Below are 24,146 nucleotides of genomic sequence, written 5' to 3' on the forward strand. Positions count from 1 at the left end.
CTCCTGCCACCCACCTCCTGGAGCCGCCACCGTGAGCTTGATCGTGCAGAAATTCGGCGGGTCCTCGGTCGCCGACGCCGAGAGCATCAAGCGCGTCGCCAAGCGCATCGTCGAGACGCGCAAGGCCGGCAACGACGTCGTGGTCGCGGTCAGCGCCATGGGCGACACGACCGACGAGCTCCTCGACCTCGCCGCCGAGGTGACGCCGATGCCCGGCGGGCGCGAGCTGGACATGCTCCTCACCGCGGGCGAGCGCATCAGCATGGCCCTGCTCGCCATGGCGATCCGCAGCCAGGGCGTCGAGGCGCGGTCGTACACGGGCAGCCAGGCCGGCATGATCACCGACGCCCAGCACGGCAAGGCGCGCATCGTCGACGTGACGCCCGGCCGCATCCGCGAGGCGCTCGACGCCGGGTCGGTCGCGATCGTCGCGGGCTTCCAGGGCTTCAACCGCAGCACGGGCGACATCACGACGCTCGGCCGGGGAGGCTCTGACACGACCGCGGTGGCCCTGGCCGCCGCGCTCGACGCCGACGTCTGTGAGATCTACACCGACGTCGACGGCGTCTTCACGGCCGACCCCCGCGTCGTGCCGCGCGCCCGCAAGCTCGACCGCATCACCAGCGAAGAGATGCTCGAGCTCGCGGCGGCCGGCTCCAAGGTGCTGTACATCCGTGCCGTCGAGTACGCCCGACGCCACGGCGTCACCCTGCACGTCCGCTCCTCGTTCCACAACGGCGAGGGCACGCTGGTCGTCAACCCGAAAGAGGGAGAGAACGTGGAAGAGCCCATCATCAGCGGTGTCGCGGGCGACCTGAGCGAGGCCAAGGTCACCGTCGTCGGCGTCCCCGACGTCCCCGGCAAGGCCGCGCAGATCTTCCGCACGGTCGCCAAGACCAGCGCGAACATCGACATGATCGTGCAGAACGTCTCGGCCGCGTCGACGAGCCGCACCGACATCTCGTTCACGCTGCCGAAGTCCGAGGGGTCGGTGGTGCTCAACGCGCTCGAGTCCGACCGGGCCGAGATCGGCTTCGAGTCGCTGCAGTACGACGACCAGATCGGCAAGCTCGCCCTGGTCGGCGCCGGCATGCGCACGAACGCGGGCGTCTCGGCGCGGCTGTTCACCGCCCTGTTCGAGGCGGGCATCAACATCGAGATGATCTCGACCAGCGAGATCCGCATCTCGGTCGTCACCCGCGCCGACACTCTCGCCGAGGCGCTGCGCGTCGTCCACACGGCGTTCGAGCTCGACGCCGACGTCGACGCCGTCGTCTGGGGCGGCACCGGTCGCTGACCGGTCCGCCCGCGACGCCCCTCCCCGGTCACCACCCCCTCACACCCCCAGGAGCACGAGATGTCTGAAGGTCTGCGCGTCGGCGTGGTCGGCGCCACCGGCCAGGTCGGCAAGGTCATGCGGAAGCTGCTCGACGAGCGCGACTTCCCGATCGCCGAGATCCGCTTCTTCGCCACGGCGCGCTCCGCAGGCACGACGCTGCCCTTCCGCGGCGTCGACGTCGTCGTCGAGGACGTCGAGACGGCCGACCCGGCCGGGCTCGACATCGCCCTCTTCTCGGCCGGCGCCACCGGCAGCCGTGCGCACGCCCCCCGCTTCGCCGAGGCCGGCGTGCTCGTGATCGACAACTCGAGCGCCTGGCGGATGGATCCCGACGTGCCGCTCGTCGTCAGCGAGGTCAACCCTCACGCGATCGACCAGGCCGTCAAGGGCATCGTCGCGAACCCGAACTGCACGACCATGGCCGCCATGCCCGTGCTCAAGGTGCTCGACGCCGAGGCGACGCTCGAGCGCCTGATCGTGAGCACGTACCAGGCCGTCAGCGGCAGCGGCCTCGTGGGCGCCGACGAGCTCCTCGGCCAGGCGCGCGCGGCCCTCGAGGGAGACGCGGCCGGCCTCGTCCACGACGGAGGCGCGGTGCAGATGCCGGAGCCCGCCGTCTACGTGCGCCCCATCGCCTTCGACGTCATCCCGCTCGCCGGCTCGATCGTCGACGACGGCCTCGACGAGACCGACGAGGAGAAGAAGCTCCGCAACGAGAGCCGCAAGATCCTCGAGCGTCCCGACCTGCTCGTCAGCGGCACCTGCGTGCGCGTCCCCGTCTTCACCGGCCACTCGTTGTCGATCAACGCCGAGTTCGCGACCGAGCTGACGGCCGCCCGTGCCCGCGAGCTGCTCGCCGACGCCCCCGGCGTCGTCCTCACGGACGTGCCCACGCCCCTCGAGGCCGCCGGCAAGGACCCGTCGTTCGTCGGTCGCGTCCGTCAGGACGAGGGCGTGCCCGGCGGCCGCGGCATCGCCCTCTTCATCAGCAACGACAACCTCCGCAAGGGCGCCGCGCTGAACGCCGTGCAGATCGCCGAGATCGTCGCGGCGCGCCGTCTCGCGACGGCGTAGCTCCCGCCACCCAACCCGCACCTCCCTCGCTCCGAAGACCGGGCATGAACCGTTCCGTGCCCGGCCTCGTCGCCCTGCTCGCTGCCGCTGCCGCCGCCGCCGTCCTGACGGGCTGTGCGGGCCCGGTCGCGGACGGGCCGCCCGCCTCGTCGGCCGTCCCCGAGGGGGACGGCCCTGTCGTGGCCTTCTACGGCGACTCGTACACGCTCGGCACGGGAGCCTCCGACGCGTCCCGCCGCTGGTCGACCGTCGTCAGCGAGGAGCGCGGCTGGCGTGAGTACAACCCGAGCGTCAACGGGCTCGGCTTCGTCAACCACCGCACGTCGTTCGAGGGCGGCGACCTGCCCGGCCTCGTCATCGACGCCGACCCGGACATCGTCTTCGTCACGATGGGGCTGAACGACAACTTCTCGTACGACGCGCGCGCCGACGAGGTCCACGCCCAGATCGGCGACGACCTCGACCGCATCGCCTCCGCACTGCCCGACGCCCGCCTCGTCGTCGTCGAGCCGTTCTGGTACACGGACGAGCGGCCGGCCAGCGTCGACGTCATCAGCGGCTGGGTCCGTGACGCGGCCGACGAGGTCGGCGCGGACTGGGTGCCGGGCGCCTCCCGGTGGCTCGAGGGGCACCCCGAGTGGATGGCCGCGGACGGGCTGCACCCGAACGACGACGGCTACGCGGAGATGGCCCGCCGGATGGACGCCGAGCTGACGGCGCTCGGGCTCTGAGCCGACGGGCTGACCGCCGAGGCCGTCACCGGCTCGGCATCGAGCCGTGCCCGGTCCCGCACCCAGACGCGACGCCTAGACTGCACCTCGTGACCGAAGCATCGAAGGCAACGAAGCCCGTCGACGTCGCCCTCATCGGGGCCGGCGTCATGAGCGCCACGTTGGGCGCCATGATCAAGCAGCTCGAGCCCACCTGGACCATCCAGGTGTACGAGGCGCTCGGCGACGTCGCACAGGAGTCGAGCAACCCCTGGAACAACGCCGGGACGGGCCACTCCGCCCTCTGCGAGCTGAACTACACGCCCGAGCGCGCCGACGGCACGATCGACACGAGCAGCGCCGTCAAGGTCAACGAGCAGTTCCAGGTCTCCCGGCAGTTCTGGTCGTTCCTCGTCGCCGAGGGGGCCCTGCCCGAGCCGTCCGCCTTCATCAACTCGACGCCGCACATGAGCTTCGTCTGGGGCGAGGCCAACGTCGAGTACCTGCGCAAGCGGCACGAGGCCCTCCGCGACCACCCGCTCTTCGCCGGGATCGAGTTCAGCACCGACGCCTCCGTGATCCGGTCGTGGGCCCCGTCGCTCATCGTCGGTCGCGCGAAGGACCAGCCGATCGCCGCGACCCGCATCGAGGCGGGCACCGACGTCGACTTCGGCAGCCTGACGCGCCTCCTGCTGACCTACCTGGAGGAGAACGAGGCACGCATCGAGCTCGACCACCGCGTCACCGGGCTGACCAAGCTGGCCGACGGCACCTGGCGGGTCGCCATGCGCCGTCAGGTCGGGGGCACGCCCACGAGCGTCGACGCCCGGTTCGTCTTCGTCGGCGCCGGGGGAGGCGCCCTGCACCTGTTGCAGAAGTCGGGCATCGACGAGATCAAGGGCTTCGGCGGGTTCCCGGTCAGCGGCGAGTTCCTCCGGACCGACGACCCGGCCGTGGTGGCGAAGCACGCCGCGAAGGTCTACGGCAAGGCCGCCGTCGGGTCGCCCCCGATGTCCGTGCCGCACCTCGACACCCGCGTCGTGGACGGCCAGGCGAGCCTGATGTTCGGGCCGTACGCGGGCTTCAGCCCCAAGTTCCTCAAGAACGGCTCGTGGTTCGACCTCTTCGCCTCGATCCGACCGCACAACCTCTACCCGATGATCCGGGCCGGGCTCGCCAACCTGTCGCTGGTCAAGTACCTGGTCGGCCAGCTGATGGCGAGCAGCGACAGCAAGTTCGAGTCGCTGCGCGAGTTCATGCCCGACGCCGACCCTGCCGACTGGTACCGCATCACCGCGGGCCAGCGCGTCCAGGTCATCAAGAAGGACGCGAAGAAGGGCGGCGTGCTGCAGTTCGGCACCGAGGTGGTCTCGGCGGCCGACGGCACGATCGCGGGCCTCCTCGGGGCCTCGCCCGGCGCCTCCACCGCCGTGCCCATCATGTTGTCGGTGCTCGAGCGCTGCTTCCCCGACCGGATCGCAGGGTGGACGCCGACCCTCAGTCGCATGGTCCCGACCTACGGCGACCAGCTCGCCGACGACGAGGTGCGCGCCGCGGCCACGCTCGGAGCGACCGCCGAGGCCCTGCGGATCCACGCCTAGCCCCCGGGGCAGTTCTCGGTCTCGCTGATCGCAGGAGGCGCGGGCCGACTCGGGCCCCGGCCCCGGCCCCGGCCTCGGCTTGACGTCGAGTCGAACATGTGTTCGACTCTGCAGATGAGGTGGAGCGAGCAGGCGACGACGACGACCGACGCGTCGGCGCTGCCCGGGTTGGCCAGGCTGTCGAACCTGGTCGCCTCGGTCACGACGCCCGAGTTCGCCGGGGTGACGTTCCACGAGATCCTCGCGAAGAGCGCCCTGAACCGTGTGCCGGGCAGCGACTCGGCCCTGCCCTTCGGCTGGACGATCAACCCGTACCGCGGGTGCAGCCACGCCTGCGTCTACTGCTTCGCGCGTCCGACCCACGAGTACCTCGACCTCGACGGCGGCGACGACTTCGACCGGCAGATCGTCGTGAAGGTGAACGTCGCCGAGGTGCTGTCCCGCGAGCTGCGTCGCCCGTCGTGGCAGCGTCACCCCGTCGCGCTCGGCACGAACACCGACCCTTACCAGCGCGCCGAGGGCAAGTACCGGTTGATGCCGGGCATCATCGCGGCCCTGGCCGACTCGGGCACCCCGTTCAGCATCCTGACCAAGGGCACCCTGCTGAGGCGCGACCTGCCGCGCCTCGTCGAGGCGGCTCAGCAGGTGCCCGTCGACATCGCGATGTCGATCGCGATCCACGACGACGACCTGCAGCAGTCGGTCGAGCCGGGCACGCCGACGACGGCCGCACGCCTCGCGACGGTCCGTGCCGCGACCGACGCAGGGCTCCGCTGCTCCGTGTTCATGATGCCCGTGCTGCCGTGGCTGACCGACGACCTCGACCACCTCCACCGGGCCCTCGCCGCCGTGCGCGCCTCCGGGGCGACGAGCCTGCTGTACTCGGCCCTGCACCTCAAGCCCGGTGTCAAGGAGTGGTGGTCCGCCTGGCTCGAGCGCGAGCACCCCGAGCTCGTCACGCGGTACCGCGACATGTACGCGACGAGCACCTACGCGCCCCTCGGCTACCGCAAGTGGCTCGCAGCCCGCATGCGGCCCCTGCTGGCCGAGCACGGGCTCGAGCACGGCACGGCCGACCCGGCGACGGGCTCCACCCGCTCGAGTGCCCTCGACGACGCGGCGGCGGCCCGGGGCACGCTGGGCTTCGGCGCGGACGGACGACCGCGCTCGCTCATCGCGCACGAGCTGCCGGGCGGTGCGCGGTCGCCGCAGCCGCGCCTCTTCTGACCGCGCCGCCGCCCATCGCGTCCCCGTCGCGGAGGTCGGGGCACAACCGAGCCGCGGGCTGGGCCTCGCCCCGTCGAGTGCCCCTAGATAACGGGGTACAGGACGGGTCCTCGTTCTGGCATGATCGTCCTGCCCGACACGTCGACCAGGAGGGGGCCGCCATGCTGCTCGGCCTCCCTGCACACCTCGTCCCGCAGACCGTGGGCCGTGCGCTGTCCCGTGCCTGCCACGTCATCGCGAGCGTCGTCCTCGTGAGTGCCGGCCTGTTGCTGATCGTGAACCAGGTCGCCGAGCCGTCGTATCTGCTCTGGCCCGCTCTCGTGGCGTTGTTGCCGATGCTCGGCATGCTCTTCGTCGTCGAGCGATTCCGCAGCACGACCGCCGTCCTCGCGTACCTCGCCATCGGCTCGGCGTGCCTCTACTGGTACGCGGTCACCCTGTTCGCCCAGATCCCCTCGGTCCAGGCATCCGACGCCTTCTCCCTCTCGCTGCCGAAGATCGCCCTCGTCATGGTCGGCGGCAGCGGGCTGCGTTCCCGGGGCAGCCTGCTCTGGGCCACCGCAGGCTTCGCCCTGGGGGAGCTCGTCACCCAGCTGGCGACGTGGCAGACCGGCGCGACGCCGCGTCTCGACGTCGCGGTCCTCTTCGCATGGCTCCTCGTGTCCGTGACGGCGACGTCGTCCCTTCTCGCACGGGGACGCGTCGACCGTGCCCAGCCGAGCCTGCACCGGGCGGCCTTCGACCAGCAGAAGCAGGCCATCCGCCACGACGTGGAACAGCAGGCGTCGGCGCTGCTGCACGACACGGTGCTGAACCATCTCGCCTCCATCACGGCCGGGGGGCCCGGCCCGCTCGACTCGGCGACCGCGGCGTCGATGGCGACCGACCTCGAGGTGCTCGTCGGCCAGGAGTGGCTCGTCGACGAGACCAGGGCCCCGGCCCCGGCCTCCCCGACGACCGGGCCCGGCGACTGGGCGACGTCCGAGCTGGGCCGCGCCGTCGCACGGGCGCGCGAGGGCGGGCTCGAGGTCGGCGTCACGGGCGACCTCGGCGCGGTGGTCCGCCTGGCCCCCGCGGTCTGCCGCGCCCTGGGGCTCGCCGTGGCCCAGTGCCTCACGAACGTCGCCGTGCACAGCGGTACGGACCGCGCTGAGGTCGTCGTGTACGGGGACGGCGTCGACCTCACGGTCATGATCATCGACGACGGGGTCGGCTTCGACGCCGCGGCCACGGCGCCCGACAGGCTCGGCCTCAAGAACTCGGTCGAGGCCAGGACGAGGCGGGTGGGGGGCTCGGCGCAGATCTGGTCCTCGCCCGGCAGCGGCACCTCGGTCATGCTCCGCGTCCCGGTCGCACCCACCGACTCGGTCGGTCCGCCTGGGGAGGCGGTGGCTGGCTCGGTCATCGCCGATCCCGGCCCCGTCGACCTGGCGTCCCCCGCCGCAGGCAGGGGAGCACCGTGACCCGCCGCAGTCCGCAGCAGGTCGATCCGCTCGGCGCTCTCAGCTCCCGCCCCGTCACGGCGCTCGCCGCGGTCGCGGCGGTCGTCTACGCGACGGTGTCGATCGTCGTCACGCGCGACGAGATCGTGGTGCCCGCCGCCGCCGTCGGGGCCCTCGTGGCGCTCGGGGCGGCGGGGGTCGTCCTGGTGCTCGCCTCGAGTCCCCTCCGGGCACCGCTCACCCGGTGGTCGGTCGCGGGCGTGGTCGCGCTCGGTGCCCTCGCCGCCGTCCTCGCCGCCGTCGCGTCCGCGGGCCACAACTCCATGGTCCGCGACGACTGGGCCTCCCTCGCCGTCGGGCTGCTCCTCGCGGGCCTCGCACCGTACCGCCCCGCGCTCGACCTCGTGGTCGCGGGGCTGGCGTCCGCAGTCGTCCTCACGGCGGTCGTGCTCGTCGAGAGCGAGGCGTTCCTCACCGATGTCCCCGTGCTGGTGTTCGTCGTGGTCGCCGTGACCCCGGTGCTGGCGCTCTCGCTGGCCGGGGCGTCGTTCTCGGCCGCCTTCACGACGATGGTGGAGCGGTGGATCGCGGGCGCCTCCTCGGCTCGTCAGGCCAGCGCCGACGAGTTCCGCTCGAGCGTCGCCCGGAGCGTGCAGCAGGACAGGGTGACCATCCTCAACCGCGACGTCGCGCCGTTCTTCGGCGAGGTCGTCGCCGCGGGCGTCGTGACGGAGGCGGACGTCGAGCGAGCCCGCCGGATCAGTGCCGACCTCCGCAGCACCATGGTCGCCGAGGCGGACCGCAGCTGGCTCGAGCAGGTGCTGGCCGACCCCTCCACCCGAGTGTCCGGGGCCGTCGTGGACGTCGGCCGGGCGGCAGACCGGATGACGGCCGCGCACCGCACGTCCCTGCGCGCGCTGCTCGTGGCCCTCGGCGAGAGCGACGCCGTCCAGCCGGACGCCGTGCGCATCGAGCTCGAGGTCGGACACGGTGCCGAGGAGGAGCGGGTCGAGGCCCGCATCAGCGTCGCCACGGCCTCGTCCGAGTCCGCCGTCCGCCATCGTCTGGCGCCCTACTTCGCCGTCGTGCGGATCGTCTTCGACGACCTGCAGGTCGATCCCGCCCCGCCCCTCCTGACACTAAGGTTTTCTTATGACCAGCACTGAGCCGAGCGGCCGCTCGTCCCTCCGTCCGGGCTTCGGCCGGCCCGGTGCCGCCCCGTCGTGGAGCACCGTGGGCCCCGGCTCCGAGGCGCCCTCGACGCGCCGCGTCCGCCTCGCCATCCTCGACGACCACGAGGTGCTGCTCGACAGCCTCTCGAGCTGGATCAACGTCAACGCGTACGACTTCGACCTGGTCCTGACGGCCCACACGTGGCTGCAGCTCGTGCACAGCGACAACTTCCCGACCGACCTGGTGTTCCTCGACTTCCAGCTCAAGGAGCCGGTCTCGATCGAGGCCCGGGTGCGGACGTGCCGTGCCGCCGGCGCCAAGGTGATCGTCCTGTCGAGTCTCGACACCCGCGAGTCCCGCGAACGCGCCCTCGACGCCGGTGCGTCGGCCTTCCTCTCGAAGGCGCTCCCCATGCGGGAGGTGATGGACGCGGCCCGTCAGGTCATGGGCGTGGCTCGCGACGCGTCGCCTCAGCGTGACTGGCGCCCCCTGCCGGTGGGAGCTGCGAACCAGAGCCGCCCGAAGCTCAGCGCGGGCGAGTCCGAGGCGTTCCGGCTCTACGTGTCGGGCTTCAGCACCAACGAGGTCGCGGCCCAGATGAACGTGCAGTACGAGACGGCCAAGACCTATCTCCGGCGCGTCCGAGAGAAGTACGCGAAGGCCAACCGGCCCGCGAGCAAGAAGTCCGAGCTGATCCGTCGCGCGGCGGAGGACGGCTACCTGCAGTAGTGGCGAAGCTGTACTTCCGCTACGGCGCGATGAACAGCGGCAAGAGCACGGCGTTGCTCCAGGCCGCGTACAACTACGAGGAACGCGGGCAGCGTGTCCTGCTGGCCAAGCCACGGGTCGACACCAAGGGCGACGACGCGATCGTGTCGCGCCTCGGCGTGACCCGGCCGGTCGACGTGACGTTCGCACCGGACGACGACGTCCGCGACGTGTTCTGCCGCTCCCGCGAGCGGGTCCGGGCGGACACCGGCACCGACCTGTCGTGCCTGCTGGTCGACGAGGTGCAGTTCCTCACGCCGGGCCAGGTCGACGATCTGCTGCGGATCGCGGTGCTCGAGGGCGTCCCCGTCCTCGCCTACGGCATCAGGACGGACTTCCGCACCGTCGCCTTCCCGGGCAGTCGCCGCCTCCTCGAGGTGGCGCACTCGCTCGAGGAGCTCAAGACGATCTGCCGATGCGGCCGCAAGGCGGTCTTCAACGCACGCAAGCTCGGCGATCGCTTCGTCTTCGACGGCGACCAGGTCGCGATCGACGGCCGAGAGGTCACGTACGAGTCGCTCTGTGCCGCCTGCTACCTCGCCGAGAGCGACGGGCGCCTGGCCTGACCCGCCGGGTCCGGCGACCCGCCGAGGCCGCTGGCGGAAGCGATCCGTCGATGCCGATGCCGATGCCGATGCCGGCGTCGGCGTCGGAACGAGTCCGCGGGGTGATGTCGCTCGAGGGCGGGTCATTCGGGCCGAGGGCGGGTCCGCACCGACCCGCCCTCGACCCGGATGACCCGCCCTCGATCAATCGTGGGGCGGGCGGGGACCGCCCCACCAGAGGGCACAAGAAAAGACGGCCAGACCCGAAGGGTCTGGCCATCTTCGTGGGGCGGGCGGGGACCGCCCCACCAGAGGGCACAAGAAAAGACGGCCAGACCCGAAGGGTCTGGCCGTCTTTTCGTCGGGGTAGCGGGATTCGAACCCACGACCTCCTCGTCCCGAACGAGGCGCGCTACCAAGCTGCGCCACACCCCGAGGTGTCGCCCGGCCCGTGGGCCGAGTGGAGCAACCTGACAAGGATAGCGGATCTTTCGACCCGCTCGCACCACCGAGCGGCGGCAGCCGGGGTCAGGCGGTGAGCGTCACGACCACGGCCTCAGGTCGGCAGTCGAAGCGCACCGGCGCGTAGATCGACGTGCCGAGCCCGGCGGAGATCTCGAGGTGGGCGGTCTTGCGAGCGTGGCTCCACGTGCTGAGTCCGCTGACCTTGCCACGGGGCACGTCGCAGTTCGTGACGAGGGCGCCGTAGCCGGGCAGGCGCACCTGGCCGCCGTGCGTGTGCCCGCCGAAGATGACGTCGGCGCCGTTGTTCACGAACGAGTTCAGGACGCGCTGGTAGGGAGCGTGGGTCACCCCGATGCTGATGGGGTCAGGTCCGCGTCGGTCGTCGTGCCAACGGACGTTCTCACGCAGGTCGTCGAGCGCCCCGGGGAGGCGGTCGAGACGGTCCCAGCCCCGGTGGGCGTCGTTGACGCCGAAGAGCTCGAGGCGGGACCCCCGGATCTCGATCGCGCGGGCGGCGTTGTTCAGGTCGAGCCAGCCGAGGTCGGCGAAGAACGCCTCCATCCGGCCGATGTCGAGGGGCGTCGGCGCCCGGGTGACGGCACTCGGCCCGCCGAAGTACGCGAACGGGTTCTTGGGGAGCGGCCCGTAGTAGTCGTTCGACCCGTTGACGAACACGCCGGGCACCCCGCGGAACGGCTCGAGGGTGTGCTCCAGGGCACCGTGGGCGTCGACGTGACCGATGTTGTCGCCCGTGTTGACCACGAGGTCCGGCTCGTAGACGGCCAGGCCACGCACCCACTCCTGCTTCTCTGTCTGCCAGGGAGCGAGGTGCAGGTCGCTGAGGTGCAGGATCGTCAGCGGGCGAGAACCGGCTTCGAGGATGCTGAGCACCTCGTGCCGCACGGTGAACCGGTTCCGCTCGACGAGACTGCCCCAGGCGAAGGCACCCAGGCCGACGGCCGCGCCCGCCAGTGCGGTCGCGGCCGTCGCCCTGCCGAGGGGGAGGGGCGTCACTTGCAGCTGCCCGGGTCGGCGCCCTGCGGGTCGCCGAAGAGGGTGAGCCCCACGGCAGCGTCCTTGGCGATCGACGTGCCGGGCGCGGGATCGGTGCCCGCCACACGGCACTGGTTCTTGCCGTCGCCTGCCGCGTAGCCGGTGACGGTCACCTTGTCGGCCCCGAATCCTGCCGCCGCGATGGCCGTCTTCGCGTTCGCCACGGTCTGCCCGGTCACGTCGGGGACGGCAGCCGCACCCGAGCCGTCGCTCGTGAAGACCTGGACGGATTCTCCCTTGCTGAGGACGGTGCCCGCTGCCGGGCTCGTTCCCACCACCTGACCTGCGGGGAGGGCCGAGGCCTGCGTGCCGCCGTCCTTGTAGATGAGGGACAGGCCCTTGAGCATCGTCTGCGCCGCGGAGACGCTGCTGCCGCCGAGCTCCGGGACGGACACGCCGGACCCGCGCACGATCGAGGCGTCGGGCTTGAGGAAGGCCGTGCCGGGGTAGACGGTGTTGTTGACGGTCTGCACCGCTCGGAACAGGTCTGCACGTGTCGTGGCGTACTTGCCGCCGGCGATGGGCGAGCCGTAGCTGCGGAGGCTGATCTTCTTGCCGTCCCAGTTGCCCTGCCAGACGGCCGTGGCGAGCTTCGTGGTGGCACCGACGATCCAGATCTGGTCCTTGTCGTCCGTCGTGCCCGTCTTGCCGATCTCCGGGTAGCCGTCGCGGGGGAGAGCGCCGGTGCCCGTGCCGTTGGTCCAGAGCCCGGACATCGCGACGCTGGCCGCAGCGGCGACCTGGGGGTCGAGCGCCTGGGTGCACTCCTGCGGCTGGCCGCCGAGGGCGTTGCCGTCGTCGTCGACGATGTTGTCCACCACGATGGGCGAGCAGTACTTGCCGCCCGCGGCGATGGCGGCGTAGGCCGTCGCCATGGTCAGCGGGGCCACCTCGTTCGACCCGAGGATGGACGAGGGGTTCGTGTACTCGACGTCGCGGCCGTCGGCGCGGTGGAAGCCGAGCTTCTGGGCGACGTTCGCGATGTCCTTGAGGTCGAGCTTGGAGGCCATGGCGGCGTAGGCCGTGTTCATCGACTTGGCCGTGGCCGTGGTGACCTGCATGTTGCCGGGCTTCTCGCCGGCGTCGTTCTTCGGCGCCCAGCCGCTGGTCCTGTCCCCGCCCGCCGTGAGGTAGAAGGTCCGCGGGGTCGCGTTGACCGACTCGTAGATGCCGTGGCCCTGCTCGATCCAGTCGATGAGCGTGAAGGGCTTGTAGGTCGAGCCCGGCTGGAAGCCGCCGGATCCGCCGTAGTCCTTGTCCGTGCTGAAGTTGATCGACGTCTGCGTGCGGTCACCCGTGTCGACCTCGGAGAACGCGGTGTTCTGCGTCATCACGACCACTCGGCCCGTCCCGGCCTCGACGGAGTTCACGGCGCTGCCGAGCTTGAGGCGCGTCTCGGACGCAGGTGCCCACTTGTCGAGCTGGCCCTTGGCGTTGGCCGTCAGGTCGAGGTTGAGCGTCGTGTAGACGTTCAGCCCGCCCGTGTTCCAGTTCGCGAGCCGCTCCTCCTCGGTGGCACCGAGGACAGCGAGGTTCTTGATGTTCTTCTTCACGTAGTCGCAGAAGTACTGGGCGCCGGCGGCCGTGACCGCGGCACAGCCCTGGGTCGGTGCCGTGAGGTGCACGTAGCCGGCGATGTCGGTCGCCAGGGAGGCCTGCTCCTGCGCCTGGTCGATGAAGCCCTCGGCGAGCATCGACTTGAGGATCACGTCGCGGCGGGCCTTGTTGCCGTCGTATTTCTCCGGGGTCGACAGGTTGCGCGTGTCGGGGTACTGCACGATCGCGATGAGGCTCGCGGCCTCTTCCGTGGTGAGGTCCGACGCGTTCTTGTTGAAGTAGTGCTGGGCGGCGGCCTGCACGCCGTAGGTCTGGTCGCCGAAGTACGCGATGTTGAGGTACGCGAGGAGGATCTCGTCCTTGGTGTACTTCTTCTCGAGCCCGATGGCGAACTTCATCTCCTCGAGCTTGCGGTCGACCGTCGTCTTGATGGCGTCCTCGTAGGCCGCCTTCTTCTCGTCGGGGTCGGTGATGAGCTGCGACTGCGCGATGCGGATGTTCCGGACGAGCTGCATGGTCAGCGTCGACCCGCCGCCGCTCGCGCCGAGTTCTCCGCCGCCGACCGACCCGACGGCCGCGCGCACCAGCGACGTGACGTCGACGCCGCCGTGCTCGTAGAACCGGCGGTCCTCACCGGCCACGACCGCGTCCTTGAGGGACTGCGACACCTGGTCCCACTCGAGCTCGACCCGGTTCTCGCTGTACAGCGTGGCGAAGGGGACGTCCTGTCCGCTCTGCTTCGCGTAGAGGGTGTTGCGCTGCTGCAGCTTGCCGATCTCGATGTACTCCGGGATCGACTCGAAGACCCCGATCGTGCTCGAGGCCGTCATGCCGGCGACCGCGATCGCGGGGGTCACCCCGATGGTCACGAGGAGCCCGGCCAGGACGCTGAAGCCGATGAACCCGAAGAGCGCCCCGATGACGGACGTGGGCTTCGATTTTTGGGCAGACATAAGATCAGGGTAAGTGACACCGCCGACATCCGAGCTGACAGGAACCACAAATGGTCCTTTGGGAGTACATGACCACGCCGCTCATGGTGCACAACAGCACCGCGATCCTGAACAACTGGGGGAGCGACGGCTGGGAGCTGGTGCAGGTGACGCAGGGCCCCGAGGGGGGCCCGGTCGCGTGGCTGAAGCGCCAGAAGCAGGACTCGTAGTGGGCCGCGTCGACGACCGGCTCGCCGAGCTCGGGCTCACCCTCCCGACGGTGGCTGCGCCGGCAGGCGTCTACGTCCCCGCCGTGCGGGTCGGCACGGCCGTCTACACGGCGGGCCAGCTGCCCTTCGTCGACGGCGTCCTGCCCGCGACGGGCAAGGTCGGCGACGGCCCGGGGCTCGTCGCCCCGGCCAGGGCTCGCGACCTCGCGGCCACGTGCGTCCTGAACGCGCTGGCCGCGGCCGCCTCGGTGCTCGGATCGCTCGACGACGTGGCCAGGGTCGTCAAGGTCACGGGCTTCGTCGCCTCTGAGCCTGGTTTCTCGGGCCAGCCCGGGGTCCTCAACGGCGCGTCCGAGCTGCTGGGCGAGATCTTCGGCGATGCCGGCGTCCACGCCAGGAGCGCGGTCGGCGTCGCCGTGCTGCCTCTCGACTCGCCCGTCGAGGTGGAGCTCCTGCTCGAGGTCGCGCCGACCTCCTGACCTCCGGCGGGCACGAGGCCCCGAGACGAGCGCCTGAGGGGCGTCGCGTCCCGGGGCCTCGTCCGTCAGCGCATCTCTGCCGAGATCACTGTCATGACGGCCGAGTCGGCGAGGGTCGTCGTGTCGCCGACCTCGCGCCCCTCCGCGACGTCCCGCAGGAGGCGCCGCATGATCTTGCCGGAGCGCGTCTTGGGCAGCTCGTCCACGAGCACGATCGAGCGGGGCCGGGCGATCGCGCCGATCTGTTGCGCGACGTGCGCTTTCAGGGCGACGGCCGCCTCCTCGGGGGTGAGGCTCTTCTTCTTCTTGTTGCGGAGCACGACGAAGGCCACGACGGCCTGGCCCGTGGTCTCGTCCGCGGCGCCCACGACTGCGGACTCGGCGACGATGGGATGGGAGACGAGCGCGGACTCGATCTCCGCCGTCGAGAGCCTGTGGCCCGACACGTTCATGACGTCGTCGACCCGGCCGAGCAGCCAGATGTCGCCGTCCTCGTCCCGGCGTGCGCCGTCGCCGGCGAAGTAGCGGTCCCCGAAACGGCTCCAGTACGTCTCCGCGTAGCGCTCAGGGTCGCCCCAGATGCCGCGCAGCATCGACGGCCAGGGCTCGGCGACGACGAGCAGCCCGCTGTCGCCGTCGGTCACGGACGCGCCCTGCTCGTCGACGACGTCGATCGAGATCCCCGGCAGCGGGGTCTGGGCGGCGCCCGGCTTCGTGGAGGTGATCCCGGGCAGCGGGGAGATCATGATCGCGCCGGTCTCCGTCTGCCACCAGGTGTCGACGATCGGCGTCGTGCCCGCGCCGACCACCTCTCGGTACCAGAGCCACGCTTCCGGGTTGATGGGCTCGCCCACGGACCCGAGGAGCCGCAGCGACGAGAGGTCGCGCGCCTGCGGGATCTCCCGGCCCGCCTTCATGAAGCTGCGGATCGCGGTCGGGGCCGTGTAGAAGAGCGAGACCCGGTACTTCTCGACGATGTCCCACCACCGGCCGGGGGCAGGCGAGTCGGGGGTCCCCTCGTAGAGCACCTGCGTGGCGCCGTTGGCGAGGGGCCCGTAGACGACGTAGCTGTGGCCGGTGATCCAGCCCACGTCGGCGGTGCACCACCAGACGTCCGTCTCCGGACGGAGGTCGAAGACCGTCGCGTGGGTGGTCGCGACCTGCGTCAGGTAGCCGCCGGAGGTGTGCAGGATGCCCTTGGGCTTGCCGGTGGTGCCGCTCGTGTAGAGGATGAACAGCGGGTGCTCCGCCTCGAACGACTCGGGCTCGTGCTGGTCGGAGACGCCCTCGAGCGCCTCGTGCCACCACCGGTCGCGTCCCTCGGTCCACTCGACCTCGTTGCCGCCCCGGCGGACCACCAGCACGTCGCGGACGCTCGACTCGCCGCCGACCGCGAGCGCGGCGTCGACGGCGGGCTTCAGGGGAGCGACGACGCCCTTCCGCCACCCGCCGTCTGCCGTGATGACGAGGACGGCCTGGGCGTCGTCGATCCTGGCGCGCAGGCTCTCGGCGCTGAAGCCGCCGAAGACGACGCTGTGGACGGCGCCGAGACGGGCCACGGCGAGCATCGCCACCACCGCCTCCGGGACCTGGGGGAGGTAGATCACGACACGGTCGCCGGCCACGACTCCCATCGAGGTGAGCACGTTCGCGGCCTGGCTCACCAGGGAGGTGAGCTCGGCGTAGGTGACCGAGCGGCTGTCGCCGGGCTCGCCCTCCCAGTGGAGCGCGACGCGGTCGCCGTGGCCCGCCTCGACGTGCCGGTCCAGGCAGTTGTAGGCGACGTTCAGGCGACCGTCGGCGAACCAGCGGGCGACCGGGGCGCCCGACCAGTCGAGGGTCTCCGTCGGTTCCACGTCCCACGACAGCCGCTGACGTGCCTGGTCGCCCCAGAAGGCGAGGCGGTCGGCACCGGCGGCGGCGGCGAGCTCCGGTCCGGCCACGGCCCGGGCGGCGAACTCGGACGACGGGGGGAAGGCGGCCACGGAGGCGGACCCCGCCCCTTCTTCGTCCGTGGCGGGGCTGGTGGGGATGTCCTGACGGTCGACCATCGTCGTCCTCTCGCGTCGTTGCGGATGCGGGCGCCTGCGCCCCGAGCGAGACTACTCCGGGCCGCGTCGGCGCCCGGGCGTGCGTGCCCGCGCCGTCACGCCTGGCCGGGAGGCGAATGCCGCCGAGCGGGCACGGCCACGATGCTGGCACCGCCCTGCCCCCGTGGGGTACACTCGACACGTCCGGATTCAACCCCGGTGTGCAGCGCGAGCGATTCCCCCCGATCCAGCGCTGCCGTGGCGGCACCAGTTCCCCCCAACTGGTGCCGCCCCTCTTTTTTGCCCTGACGGTCGCCCAGGATCACCCGGGTGATCCCTCCCCAGGGATCCTCGCACTGACCTGGTCCCCAGGATGCACAGTCCTGTCTGTCCAGTCGGCGGGGCGTGGCTAGGGTCCGGACATGACCGGAGCGCCTCCCGGCCCCACCCCGGGCCTCACCCTCGACCACCCGTTCACCACCGTCACTTCGACGCCAGGGCGCTTCGTGGCGTCGGCGCCGCCGATCACCTCGACGCATCGGGGTACGCGAGCTACGAACGGGGTACAAGACTCCCGGGTCGACTGGTCGTGGCTGGGGCCGCTCGCCCCTCTCCTGGACGACCCCGAGGTGACCGACGTCTTCGTCACCGGCGGGTCGGGCACGTGGGTCGACCGAGGAGGAGGCGCCCGCCCCGAGCCGCGGGTCCACCTCTCCGAGGCGGCCGTCCGCGAGCTCGCCGTGAGGCTCGTCGCCCGGGGCGGGCGCCACGTGGACGAGGCCAGTCCGTGCGTCGACGTGCGGCTCCCGGGCGGCGTGCGCGTCCACGTGGTCCTGCCTCCGATCTCGACCTCGGGGACAGCGCTCTCGATCCGTTTCCCCCGAGCCGTGCCGCCGACGCTCGACGACCTCAGCCGGGCCGGGTTCTTCGCCGACGTCGACGAGGACGCCGTGCGGGCGTGCGTGGACCGTCGGGCCAACGTCCTCGTCACGGGGGCGGGCGGGACCGGCAAGACGACCTTCCTGGCGGCCATGCTCTCCGCGTCGTCGCCGGGTGACCGCATCGTCACCGTCGAGGACGTGGCGGAGCTCCGCGTGGTCCACCCCCACGTGGTCTCGCTCGAGGCCCGCCAGCCGAACCTCGAGGGGGTGGGCGGCGTCGACCTGGCCAGGCTCCTGCGAGAGGCTCTCCGCATGCGTCCCGACCGCCTCGTCGTGGGCGAGTGCCGGGGTGCCGAGGTCCGAGACCTCCTGTCGGCGCTGAACACCGGGCACGACGGCGGAGCCGGCACGCTGCACGCGAACGGCCTGGCCGACGTCCCGGCCCGTCTCGAGGCCCTGGGAGCGATCGCCGGCCTCACGCCGGCGGCCATGGCTCGCCAGGCCGTCAGCGCGCTCGACGCCGTGTTCCACCTCGAGCGGGCGGGCGGCGGGCGGCGTCTGGCCGTCATCGGCTCCCTCGGCACGTCGGCGTCGGGCGAGCTGACGGCCCGCGAGGGCCTCGGAGCCACGGTCGTCGGCGGCCGACGCGGCCCGTGACGCAGCGGGGCCGCCGTCGACGTCCGCTCACTCCCGCCGCGACGGTGGTCGACCGACTCGCGGTCCTCCTCGCGGCCGGTGTGGCGCCTGCCTCCGCCTGGACGCACGTGGGGGAGGCCGAGCCGGACGGGCCCGTGCGTGCCGTGGCGACGCACGTCGGCCGCTCTGCGGACGAGGGCGTCCCCGTGTCCGTGTCCCTCCGGCAGGCCCTCGAGCACCGGGCGTTCGACGCGGCCGTGGACGGCGGACGGCACGCGGAAGAGTGGGCCCAGGTAGCCTGCGCCTGGCACGTGGCGGAGCGCAGCGGAGCTCCGCTCGCGGGGTGCCTGGGCAGCTTCGTCGCCGCTCTCCGCCAGGCCGACGCCGCTCGTCGCGAGGTGGAGGTGGCGCTCAGCGGCCCGCGCTCCACGGGGCGCATCGTCCTCGCCCTGCCGCCGGTCGGCCTCCTCTTCTCCCTCGGGCTCGGCGTCGACACCGCCTCGGTGCTCTTCGGCAGCCCGGCGGGGTGGGGGTGCCTCGCCACGGGAGGCTCTCTCGTGCTCGCCGCCCGCGCCTGGAACGGCCGGTTGGTCCGCTCGGCGGTCCCGAGCGCCGCCGTGCCGGGTCTCCGTCTCGAGCTGCTCGCCGTGGCCGTCTCGGGCGGAGGGTCCTGGGAGGGCGCGCTCGCGCTCGTCGACGAAGCCTGTCGCGACCGGCTCGGAGTCGACGCGGCGGACGACGGCGGGGGAGAAGCGGTCCTCGAGCTCTCGAGGAGGGCGGGAGCCCCGGCGGGTGCGTTGCTGCGCGCAGCGGCCGCGGAACGCCGCCTGGACGCGACGACCGCGGCGAGGTCCGCGGCGGCGAAGCTCGGATCGACCCTGATGCTGCCCCTGGGGGTCTGCGTGCTGCCGGCGTTCCTCGTGGTGGGCGTCGTCCCGCTCGTGGTCGCCCTCGTCTCCTCCACAGCCGAGGTCCTCTGAGGATCTGTGCCCAGGAGGCGCGGCTCGGCCAGCGCCGTCCGCCCCCCGGGATCGAGACTCGCTGCTGACCACGACGCGTGGTCGCCGCCGACCGAGAGAGAGCACCACATGAGCACCACCCTCACGACCCCGCCCGTCATCCTCACCGATCCGCCTGCTGCTGCTGCTGTTCCTGCCCCTGCCGGACGCTCTGCCTCGACCCGGAGGCGGTGGATGTCGGAGGACGGCGCCGCCACGGCCGAGTACGCCATCGTCATCATGGCCGCCGTGGGGTTCGCGGGCCTGCTCGTCGTCATCATGCGGTCGGACGAGGTGCGCGGGGTCCTCGGGGACCTCGTCCGCTCGGCGCTGACGGTCGGCTGATCGGTGGGGAGCGCAGCCGTCCGCCGCGACGTCGGCAGCGTCACCGCCGAGTTCGCCGTCGTCCTGCCCGCCGTCCTCGCCGTCGTCGCGCTGGCGGTCGGGGCCGTCGGGGCCTCCGCGCAGTCCGTCCGGCTCGAGGACGCGGCTGCCGTGGCCGCCAGGCAGACGGCGAGGGGAGATGCCGACTCGGTCCCGCGGACCCTGGCGTCCCTCGCGCCCGGTGCCGTGTCGAGCTCGTCCGACGACGGCTCGCTCGTCTGCCTCACGGTGGCCAGGCCCGTGTCCCTCGGTCCTCTCTCCGGAGTGGTCACTCTCCGGGCGCGCAGCTGCGCGCCGAGCGCCGGCGGGTGAACGGCGGGGAAGCTCCGAGCGGGCGAGAGGAGGTGCGCGCAGGGGAAGAGGTGCGCGGAAGAGAAGAGGTGCACGGAAGAGAAGAGGTGCGCAAGAGACAAGAGGTGTCCAGGAGAGAAGAGGTGCACGGGAGCGAGGAGGAGCAGACGAGAGGAGTGAGGCGCAGGAGGGGCCGGACCGTCCTGGGCCGCAGGGTCCGCCCCGGCGACAGGGGCAGCGCCTCCGTGGCCTGCGTCTCGGTCGTCGTCGTGACCGCCGTCCTCGCCGTCGCCGCCCTCGCGGGGACGCAGGCGCTCGCCGAGCGGAGCAGGGTGGCGGGCGCCGCGGACGCGTCCGCGCTCGCCGCCGCCGACGCCGCGGCCGGGCTCGTCGCGGACGGTGCCGGCCCTTGTGCGCGGGCGGCGTCGTCGGCCGCGGCGAACGCCGTCGAGCTCACCTCCTGTGCGGTCGAGGGGCTCGTCGTGACGGTCGTCGTGACGGGGTCCGCTGCCCTCCTCGGGGTCGTCGTCCGGGCTGCCGCCACGGCGGGTCCGCCTCCGTCCGCACGCGACCAGACCGGTCTCGGGCCGTGAGCCGGAGCGCCGGAGGGTGTGTGTATGGTGTGCCTGTCGGCAGCGCACGATCCGTCGGTCCCCAGGTCGGGACGCCTCGAGAACCGCCCGCCACCGCCCCCTGACCGGTCCTCGTGACCGGATCCAGACGTTCCCCGAAGCAAGGAGTCCCGTGCCAGGCACGAAGAAACTGGTCATCGTCGAGTCGCCCGCGAAGGCCAAGACGATCGGGCAGTACCTCGGCAGCGGCTACGAGGTGCTCGCCTCGGTCGGGCACATCCGTGACCTCGTCGAGCCCAAGAACCTGCCCCCCGAGCTGAAGAAGGGGTCGCTCGGCAAGTTCTCCGTCGACGTCGAGAACGGCTTCGAGCCCTACTACGTCGTCTCCGACGCCAAGAAGAAGACGGTCTCCGACCTGAAGCGAGCGCTCAAGGGCGCGGACGAGCTCTACCTCGCGACTGATGAGGACCGCGAGGGCGAGGCCATCGCGTGGCACCTGCTGCAGGAGCTGAAGCCGAAGGTCCCCGTCAAGCGGATGGTCTTCCACGAGATCACGAAGGACGCGATCCAGCAGGCGCAGGAGAACACCCGCGAGCTCGACACTGCTCTCGTCGACGCCCAGGAGACCCGACGAATCCTCGACCGCCTCTACGGCTACGAGGTCTCGCCGGTGCTCTGGCGCAAGGTGGGCCCCGGCCTCTCCGCCGGTCGCGTGCAGTCGGCGGCCACGCGCCTGGTCGTCGACCGCGAGCGGGAGCGGCTCGCGTTCGTCTCCGCTTCCTACTGGGACCTCACCGCCACCTTCGAGCCCGCTGCCGACGCCGTCCCGTTCTCGTCGCGCCTCGTGCGGGTCGACGGCACCAGGGTCGCCAGCGGCCGCGACTTCGACGACCGAGGCCAGCCCAAGGGGCAGGCCGTCGCCCTCGACGAGGCCTCGGCCGGGGCGCTCTCCCGCGCGATCCAGGCGAGCGGCGTCGACATCGTCGTCTCGTCGGTCGAGTCCAAGCCGTACACGCGCCGTCCTGCCGCCCCGTTCACGACGTCGACCCTGCAGCAGGAGGCGGCGCGCAAGCTGCGCTTCTCCGCCCGCCAGACGATGAGCGTCGCCCAGTCGCTCTACGAGAACGGGCACATCACCTACATGCGCACCGACTCGCCCTCGCTCTCCCAGCAGGCGACGAACGCCGCCCGCTCCCAGGCCGCGTCGCTCTACGGCGCCGACACCGTGCCCGAGAAGCCCCGCGTGTACACGGGCAAGAGCAAGAACGCCCAGGAGGCGCACGAGGCGATCCGCCCGTCCGGCGACACGTTCCGCACGCCGAGCGACATGCAGTCGACCCTCCGGGGCAACGACTGGAAGCTCTACGACCTCATCTGGAAGCGCACCGTCGCCTCGCAGATGGCGGACGCCAAGGGCTCGACGGCCTCCGTCGTCGTCACGGCCACGACCGCCGACGCGGTGGCGGGCGTCTCCGCCGAGGGCGTCGCCCGCACCGCGGCCGAGTTCGTCGCGACCGGCACGGTCATCACGTTCCGCGGCTTCCTGAACGCCTACGAAGAGGGGCGCGACGAAGACCGGCACGGTGCTGCTGACTCGGCCGAGGCCAAGCTGCCGCCGCTCACCGAGGGGCAGCAGCTGACGCTCGACGAGATCGAGGCGAAGGGCCACGACACGAGCGCGCCGCCGCGGTACACCGAGGCGAGCCTCGTCAAGACCCTCGAAGAGCTGGGGATCGGGCGTCCGTCGACCTACGCCGCCATCATGTCGACGATCGTCGACCGCGGCTACGTCACGCCCCGGGGCACGGCGCTCGTGCCGAACTGGATCGCGTTCTCGGTCGTGCGGCTGCTGGAGGAGTACTTCGGCGACCTGGTCCAGTACGACTTCACGGCCAGCATGGAGGACGACCTCGACCTCATCGCCGGCGGCGACGCCGACCGGGTCGACTGGCTCAACGGCTTCTACTTCGGCAACGACACGCACCGCGGGCTCCGCAAGGTGATCGACAACCTCGGCGAGATCGACGCGCGCGACATCAACTCGATCCCGCTCGGCGAGGGCCTCACCCTGCGCATCGGCCGCTACGGCCCCTACCTCGAGGCTCCGGGCGACGATCCCGAGACCCCCCGCCGGGTCAACGTCCCCGAGGACATGGCGCCGGACGAGCTGACGCCCGCCCGTGCCCGCGAGCTCATCGACGCTCCCGTCATCGGCGACCGCGTCGTCGGCGTCAACCCCGAGTCCGGCAAGGAGGTGCTCGCCAAGGACGGCCGTTTCGGCCCGTACGTGACGGAGCGCACCCCGGAGGGGATCACGGCGGACCCGGCGACGGGCGAGGTCGTCGAGACAGGGGCCGCCGCGGCCACGGCTGAGGCGACGGCGACGGGGGAGCCCGCGAAGAAGGCGCCCGCCAAGAAGGCCCCGGCCAAGAAGGCGGCGCCCAAGGAGCGGACGGCATCGCTGTTCAAGAGCATGAGCGTCGACACCATCGACCTCGACACCGCTCTCGCGCTGCTCGACCTGCCGCGCACCGTGGGTGTCGACCCGGAGACGGGCGACGAGATCCAGGCTCAGAACGGCCGCTACGGCCCCTACCTCAAGAAGGGCACCGACACCCGGTCGCTCACCGGCGAGGACCAGATCTTCGAGATCGACCTGCCCGGTGCGCTCGAGCTCTACGCCCAGCCCAAGTACGGCGCGAAGCGCGCCAGCAGTGCCCTCGCCGAGTTCGAGGCCGACCCGGTCAGCGGCAAGCCGATCAAGATCAAGGACGGCCGCTTCGGGGCGTACGTGACGGACGGCGAGACCAACGCCACCATCCCGCGCGGCGAGACCGTCGAGGAGGTCGACTTCGAGCGGGCGATCCAGCTGCTGGCCGACAAGCGCGCCAAGGGCCCTGCGAAGAAGCCCGCCGCGAAGAAGCCTGCCGCGAAGAAGCCCGCTGCCAAGAAGCCCGTCGCGAAGAAGCCGGCCGCGAAGAAGCCCGCGGCTGCGAAGCCCGCTGCTGCGACGTCGACTGCCACGAAGCCCGCCGCGGCGAAGAAGCCCGCTGCGGCGCGGAAGCCCGCTGCGGCGAAGGCCGCCGCGGCGAGCACGGACGGCGCCGCCCCGGAGGCCTCGTAGTGGCCGGTCTGTTCATCACCCTCGAGGGCGGCGACGGATCGGGCAAGACCACGCAGGCGGCGCTGCTCGAGGAATGGCTCGGCGGGCAGGGTCACGTCGTCGTGCGCACCCGGGAGCCCGGCGGCACCGACCTCGGCCTCGAGCTGCGGCAGATCGTCCTGCACCGCAGGGGGCACATCGCCCCGCGGGCCGAGGCGCTGCTCTACGCCGCCGACCGCGCCCACCACGTCGAGACGCTCGTGCGCCCGGCTCTCGACCGCGGCGAGGTCGTCCTGCAAGACCGGTACGTCGACTCGTCCGTCGCCTACCAGGGCGCGGGCCGCGTGCTCGGCGGCGACGAGGTCCGCGAGCTCTCCACCTGGGCGACCGGCGGGCTGACGCCCGACCTCACGGTGCTCCTCGACCTCGACCCCCAGGTCGGCCGGTCGCGCCTCGACGCGGCCGAGAAGTCGTACGACCGGCTCGAGTCCGAGGCTGCGGCGTTCCACGGCCGTGTCCGCGACGCCTACCTCGAGATCGCCCGTGCCGAGCCCGGGAGGTTCCTCGTGGTCGACGCGACGCTGCCCGTCGGCGAGGTGGCGGCGACCGTGCGTGCCAGGGTCGCCGACCTCCTGGCCGAGCAGTGAGCAGCGACC

General features: G+C 71.9%; 21 protein-coding genes and 1 tRNA gene. 18 read left to right on the plus strand and 4 right to left on the minus strand.

The window, feature by feature from the left end; translation table 11 throughout:
* The first annotated feature begins 31 nt into the window (after positions 1–31).
* The 9 genes from ES689_RS01570 (at position 32) to ES689_RS01610 (ending at position 9,900) form a co-directional block, all read left to right on the plus strand.
* A complete protein-coding gene (locus ES689_RS01570; RefSeq protein WP_146899275.1) occupies positions 32–1,297 on the plus strand; it encodes an aspartate kinase in 1,266 nt (421 codons plus the stop codon).
* 60 nt (positions 1,298–1,357) lie between these two features.
* Positions 1,358–2,413, plus strand: coding sequence for an aspartate-semialdehyde dehydrogenase (locus ES689_RS01575; RefSeq protein WP_146899278.1), 1,056 nt, complete (start codon positions 1,358–1,360; stop codon positions 2,411–2,413).
* A 44-nt stretch (positions 2,414–2,457) separates the two neighbouring features.
* The gene (locus ES689_RS01580; RefSeq protein ID WP_146899280.1) at positions 2,458–3,144 is read left to right on the plus strand and encodes an SGNH/GDSL hydrolase family protein; all 687 of its coding nucleotides are present in this window, start codon (positions 2,458–2,460) and stop codon (positions 3,142–3,144) included.
* A gap of 89 nt (positions 3,145–3,233) precedes the next feature.
* Positions 3,234–4,724 (plus strand): malate:quinone oxidoreductase, encoded by a 1,491-nt coding sequence (locus ES689_RS01585; protein WP_146899284.1) that lies wholly within the window; start codon positions 3,234–3,236, stop codon positions 4,722–4,724.
* A 114-nt stretch (positions 4,725–4,838) separates the two neighbouring features.
* Positions 4,839–5,951: an Rv2578c family radical SAM protein gene (locus ES689_RS01590; protein WP_146899288.1), complete on the plus strand. Its 1,113-nt coding sequence runs from the start codon at positions 4,839–4,841 to the stop codon at positions 5,949–5,951.
* A 161-nt stretch (positions 5,952–6,112) separates the two neighbouring features.
* A complete protein-coding gene (locus ES689_RS01595; RefSeq protein WP_146899291.1) occupies positions 6,113–7,414 on the plus strand; it encodes a sensor histidine kinase in 1,302 nt (433 codons plus the stop codon).
* Positions 7,411–8,559, plus strand: a complete 1,149-nt coding sequence (locus tag ES689_RS01600) for a hypothetical protein (RefSeq protein WP_146899294.1) — start codon at positions 7,411–7,413, stop codon at positions 8,557–8,559. Before ES689_RS01595 ends, ES689_RS01600 begins: the two co-directional genes overlap by 4 nt.
* Entirely contained in the window at positions 8,546–9,295 is a 750-nt protein-coding gene (locus ES689_RS01605; RefSeq protein ID WP_146899297.1) for a response regulator, read from the plus strand. The genes ES689_RS01600 and ES689_RS01605 overlap by 14 nt, the downstream gene beginning before the upstream one ends.
* Positions 9,295–9,900: a thymidine kinase gene (locus ES689_RS01610; RefSeq protein ID WP_146899300.1), complete on the plus strand. Its 606-nt coding sequence runs from the start codon at positions 9,295–9,297 to the stop codon at positions 9,898–9,900. The genes ES689_RS01605 and ES689_RS01610 overlap by 1 nt, the downstream gene beginning before the upstream one ends.
* Before the next feature lie 340 nt (positions 9,901–10,240).
* On the opposite strand, the gene ES689_RS01615 is transcribed toward ES689_RS01610, so the two are convergent.
* The 3 genes from ES689_RS01615 to ES689_RS01625 form a co-directional block, all read right to left on the minus strand.
* Positions 10,241–10,314: transfer RNA gene (locus ES689_RS01615), tRNA-Pro, on the minus strand.
* Positions 10,315–10,407: 93 nt separating this feature from the next.
* Positions 10,408–11,358: a metallophosphoesterase gene (locus ES689_RS01620; protein WP_146899303.1), complete on the minus strand. Its 951-nt coding sequence runs from the start codon at positions 11,356–11,358 to the stop codon at positions 10,408–10,410.
* A complete protein-coding gene (locus tag ES689_RS01625) occupies positions 11,355–13,907 on the minus strand; it encodes a transglycosylase domain-containing protein (protein WP_146899307.1) in 2,553 nt (850 codons plus the stop codon). The genes ES689_RS01620 and ES689_RS01625 overlap by 4 nt, the downstream gene beginning before the upstream one ends.
* A gap of 50 nt (positions 13,908–13,957) precedes the next feature.
* Between ES689_RS01625 and ES689_RS15490 the strand changes: the two genes are divergently transcribed.
* Positions 13,958–14,116 (plus strand): hypothetical protein, encoded by a 159-nt coding sequence (locus tag ES689_RS15490; protein ID WP_191330121.1) that lies wholly within the window; start codon positions 13,958–13,960, stop codon positions 14,114–14,116.
* Entirely contained in the window at positions 14,116–14,595 is a 480-nt protein-coding gene (locus ES689_RS01630) for a RidA family protein (RefSeq protein WP_146899310.1), read from the plus strand. Before ES689_RS15490 ends, ES689_RS01630 begins: the two co-directional genes overlap by 1 nt.
* A gap of 65 nt (positions 14,596–14,660) precedes the next feature.
* On the opposite strand, the gene acs is transcribed toward ES689_RS01630, so the two are convergent.
* Positions 14,661–16,646, minus strand: coding sequence for an acetate--CoA ligase (acs, locus tag ES689_RS01635; protein WP_146899313.1), 1,986 nt, complete (start codon positions 16,644–16,646; stop codon positions 14,661–14,663).
* Between the two features lie 401 nt (positions 16,647–17,047).
* Between acs and ES689_RS01640 the strand changes: the two genes are divergently transcribed.
* The 7 genes from ES689_RS01640 to tmk all read left to right on the plus strand — a co-directional run bounded on the left by ES689_RS01640 (position 17,048) and on the right by tmk (position 24,137).
* Entirely contained in the window at positions 17,048–18,163 is a 1,116-nt protein-coding gene (locus tag ES689_RS01640) for a TadA family conjugal transfer-associated ATPase (protein ID WP_146899316.1), read from the plus strand.
* Positions 18,160–19,122 carry a type II secretion system F family protein gene (locus ES689_RS01645; RefSeq protein WP_146899319.1) on the plus strand — a complete coding sequence of 321 codons (963 nt, stop codon included), beginning with the start codon at positions 18,160–18,162 and terminating at the stop codon, positions 19,120–19,122. Before ES689_RS01640 ends, ES689_RS01645 begins: the two co-directional genes overlap by 4 nt.
* Before the next feature lie 108 nt (positions 19,123–19,230).
* Positions 19,231–19,485: a DUF4244 domain-containing protein gene (locus tag ES689_RS15495; protein ID WP_191330124.1), complete on the plus strand. Its 255-nt coding sequence runs from the start codon at positions 19,231–19,233 to the stop codon at positions 19,483–19,485.
* A gap of 3 nt (positions 19,486–19,488) precedes the next feature.
* Complete coding sequence (locus ES689_RS01655) at positions 19,489–19,836, plus strand: TadE family type IV pilus minor pilin (protein WP_146899322.1); 348 nt, start codon at positions 19,489–19,491, stop codon at positions 19,834–19,836.
* A gap of 224 nt (positions 19,837–20,060) precedes the next feature.
* Complete coding sequence (locus ES689_RS01660) at positions 20,061–20,408, plus strand: helicase (RefSeq protein ID WP_146899326.1); 348 nt, start codon at positions 20,061–20,063, stop codon at positions 20,406–20,408.
* Positions 20,409–20,559: 151 nt separating this feature from the next.
* Positions 20,560–23,511: a type I DNA topoisomerase gene (gene topA / locus ES689_RS01665; protein WP_146899329.1), complete on the plus strand. Its 2,952-nt coding sequence runs from the start codon at positions 20,560–20,562 to the stop codon at positions 23,509–23,511.
* On the plus strand, positions 23,511–24,137 hold the full coding sequence (gene tmk / locus ES689_RS01670) for a dTMP kinase (RefSeq protein ID WP_146899332.1): 627 nt from the start codon (positions 23,511–23,513) through the stop codon (positions 24,135–24,137). The genes topA and tmk overlap by 1 nt, the downstream gene beginning before the upstream one ends.
* Positions 24,138–24,146 lie beyond the last annotated feature (9 nt).

Source organism: Frigoribacterium sp. ACAM 257, assembly GCF_007954365.1.
In the GTDB taxonomy this organism is placed as follows: domain Bacteria; phylum Actinomycetota; class Actinomycetes; order Actinomycetales; family Microbacteriaceae; genus Frigoribacterium.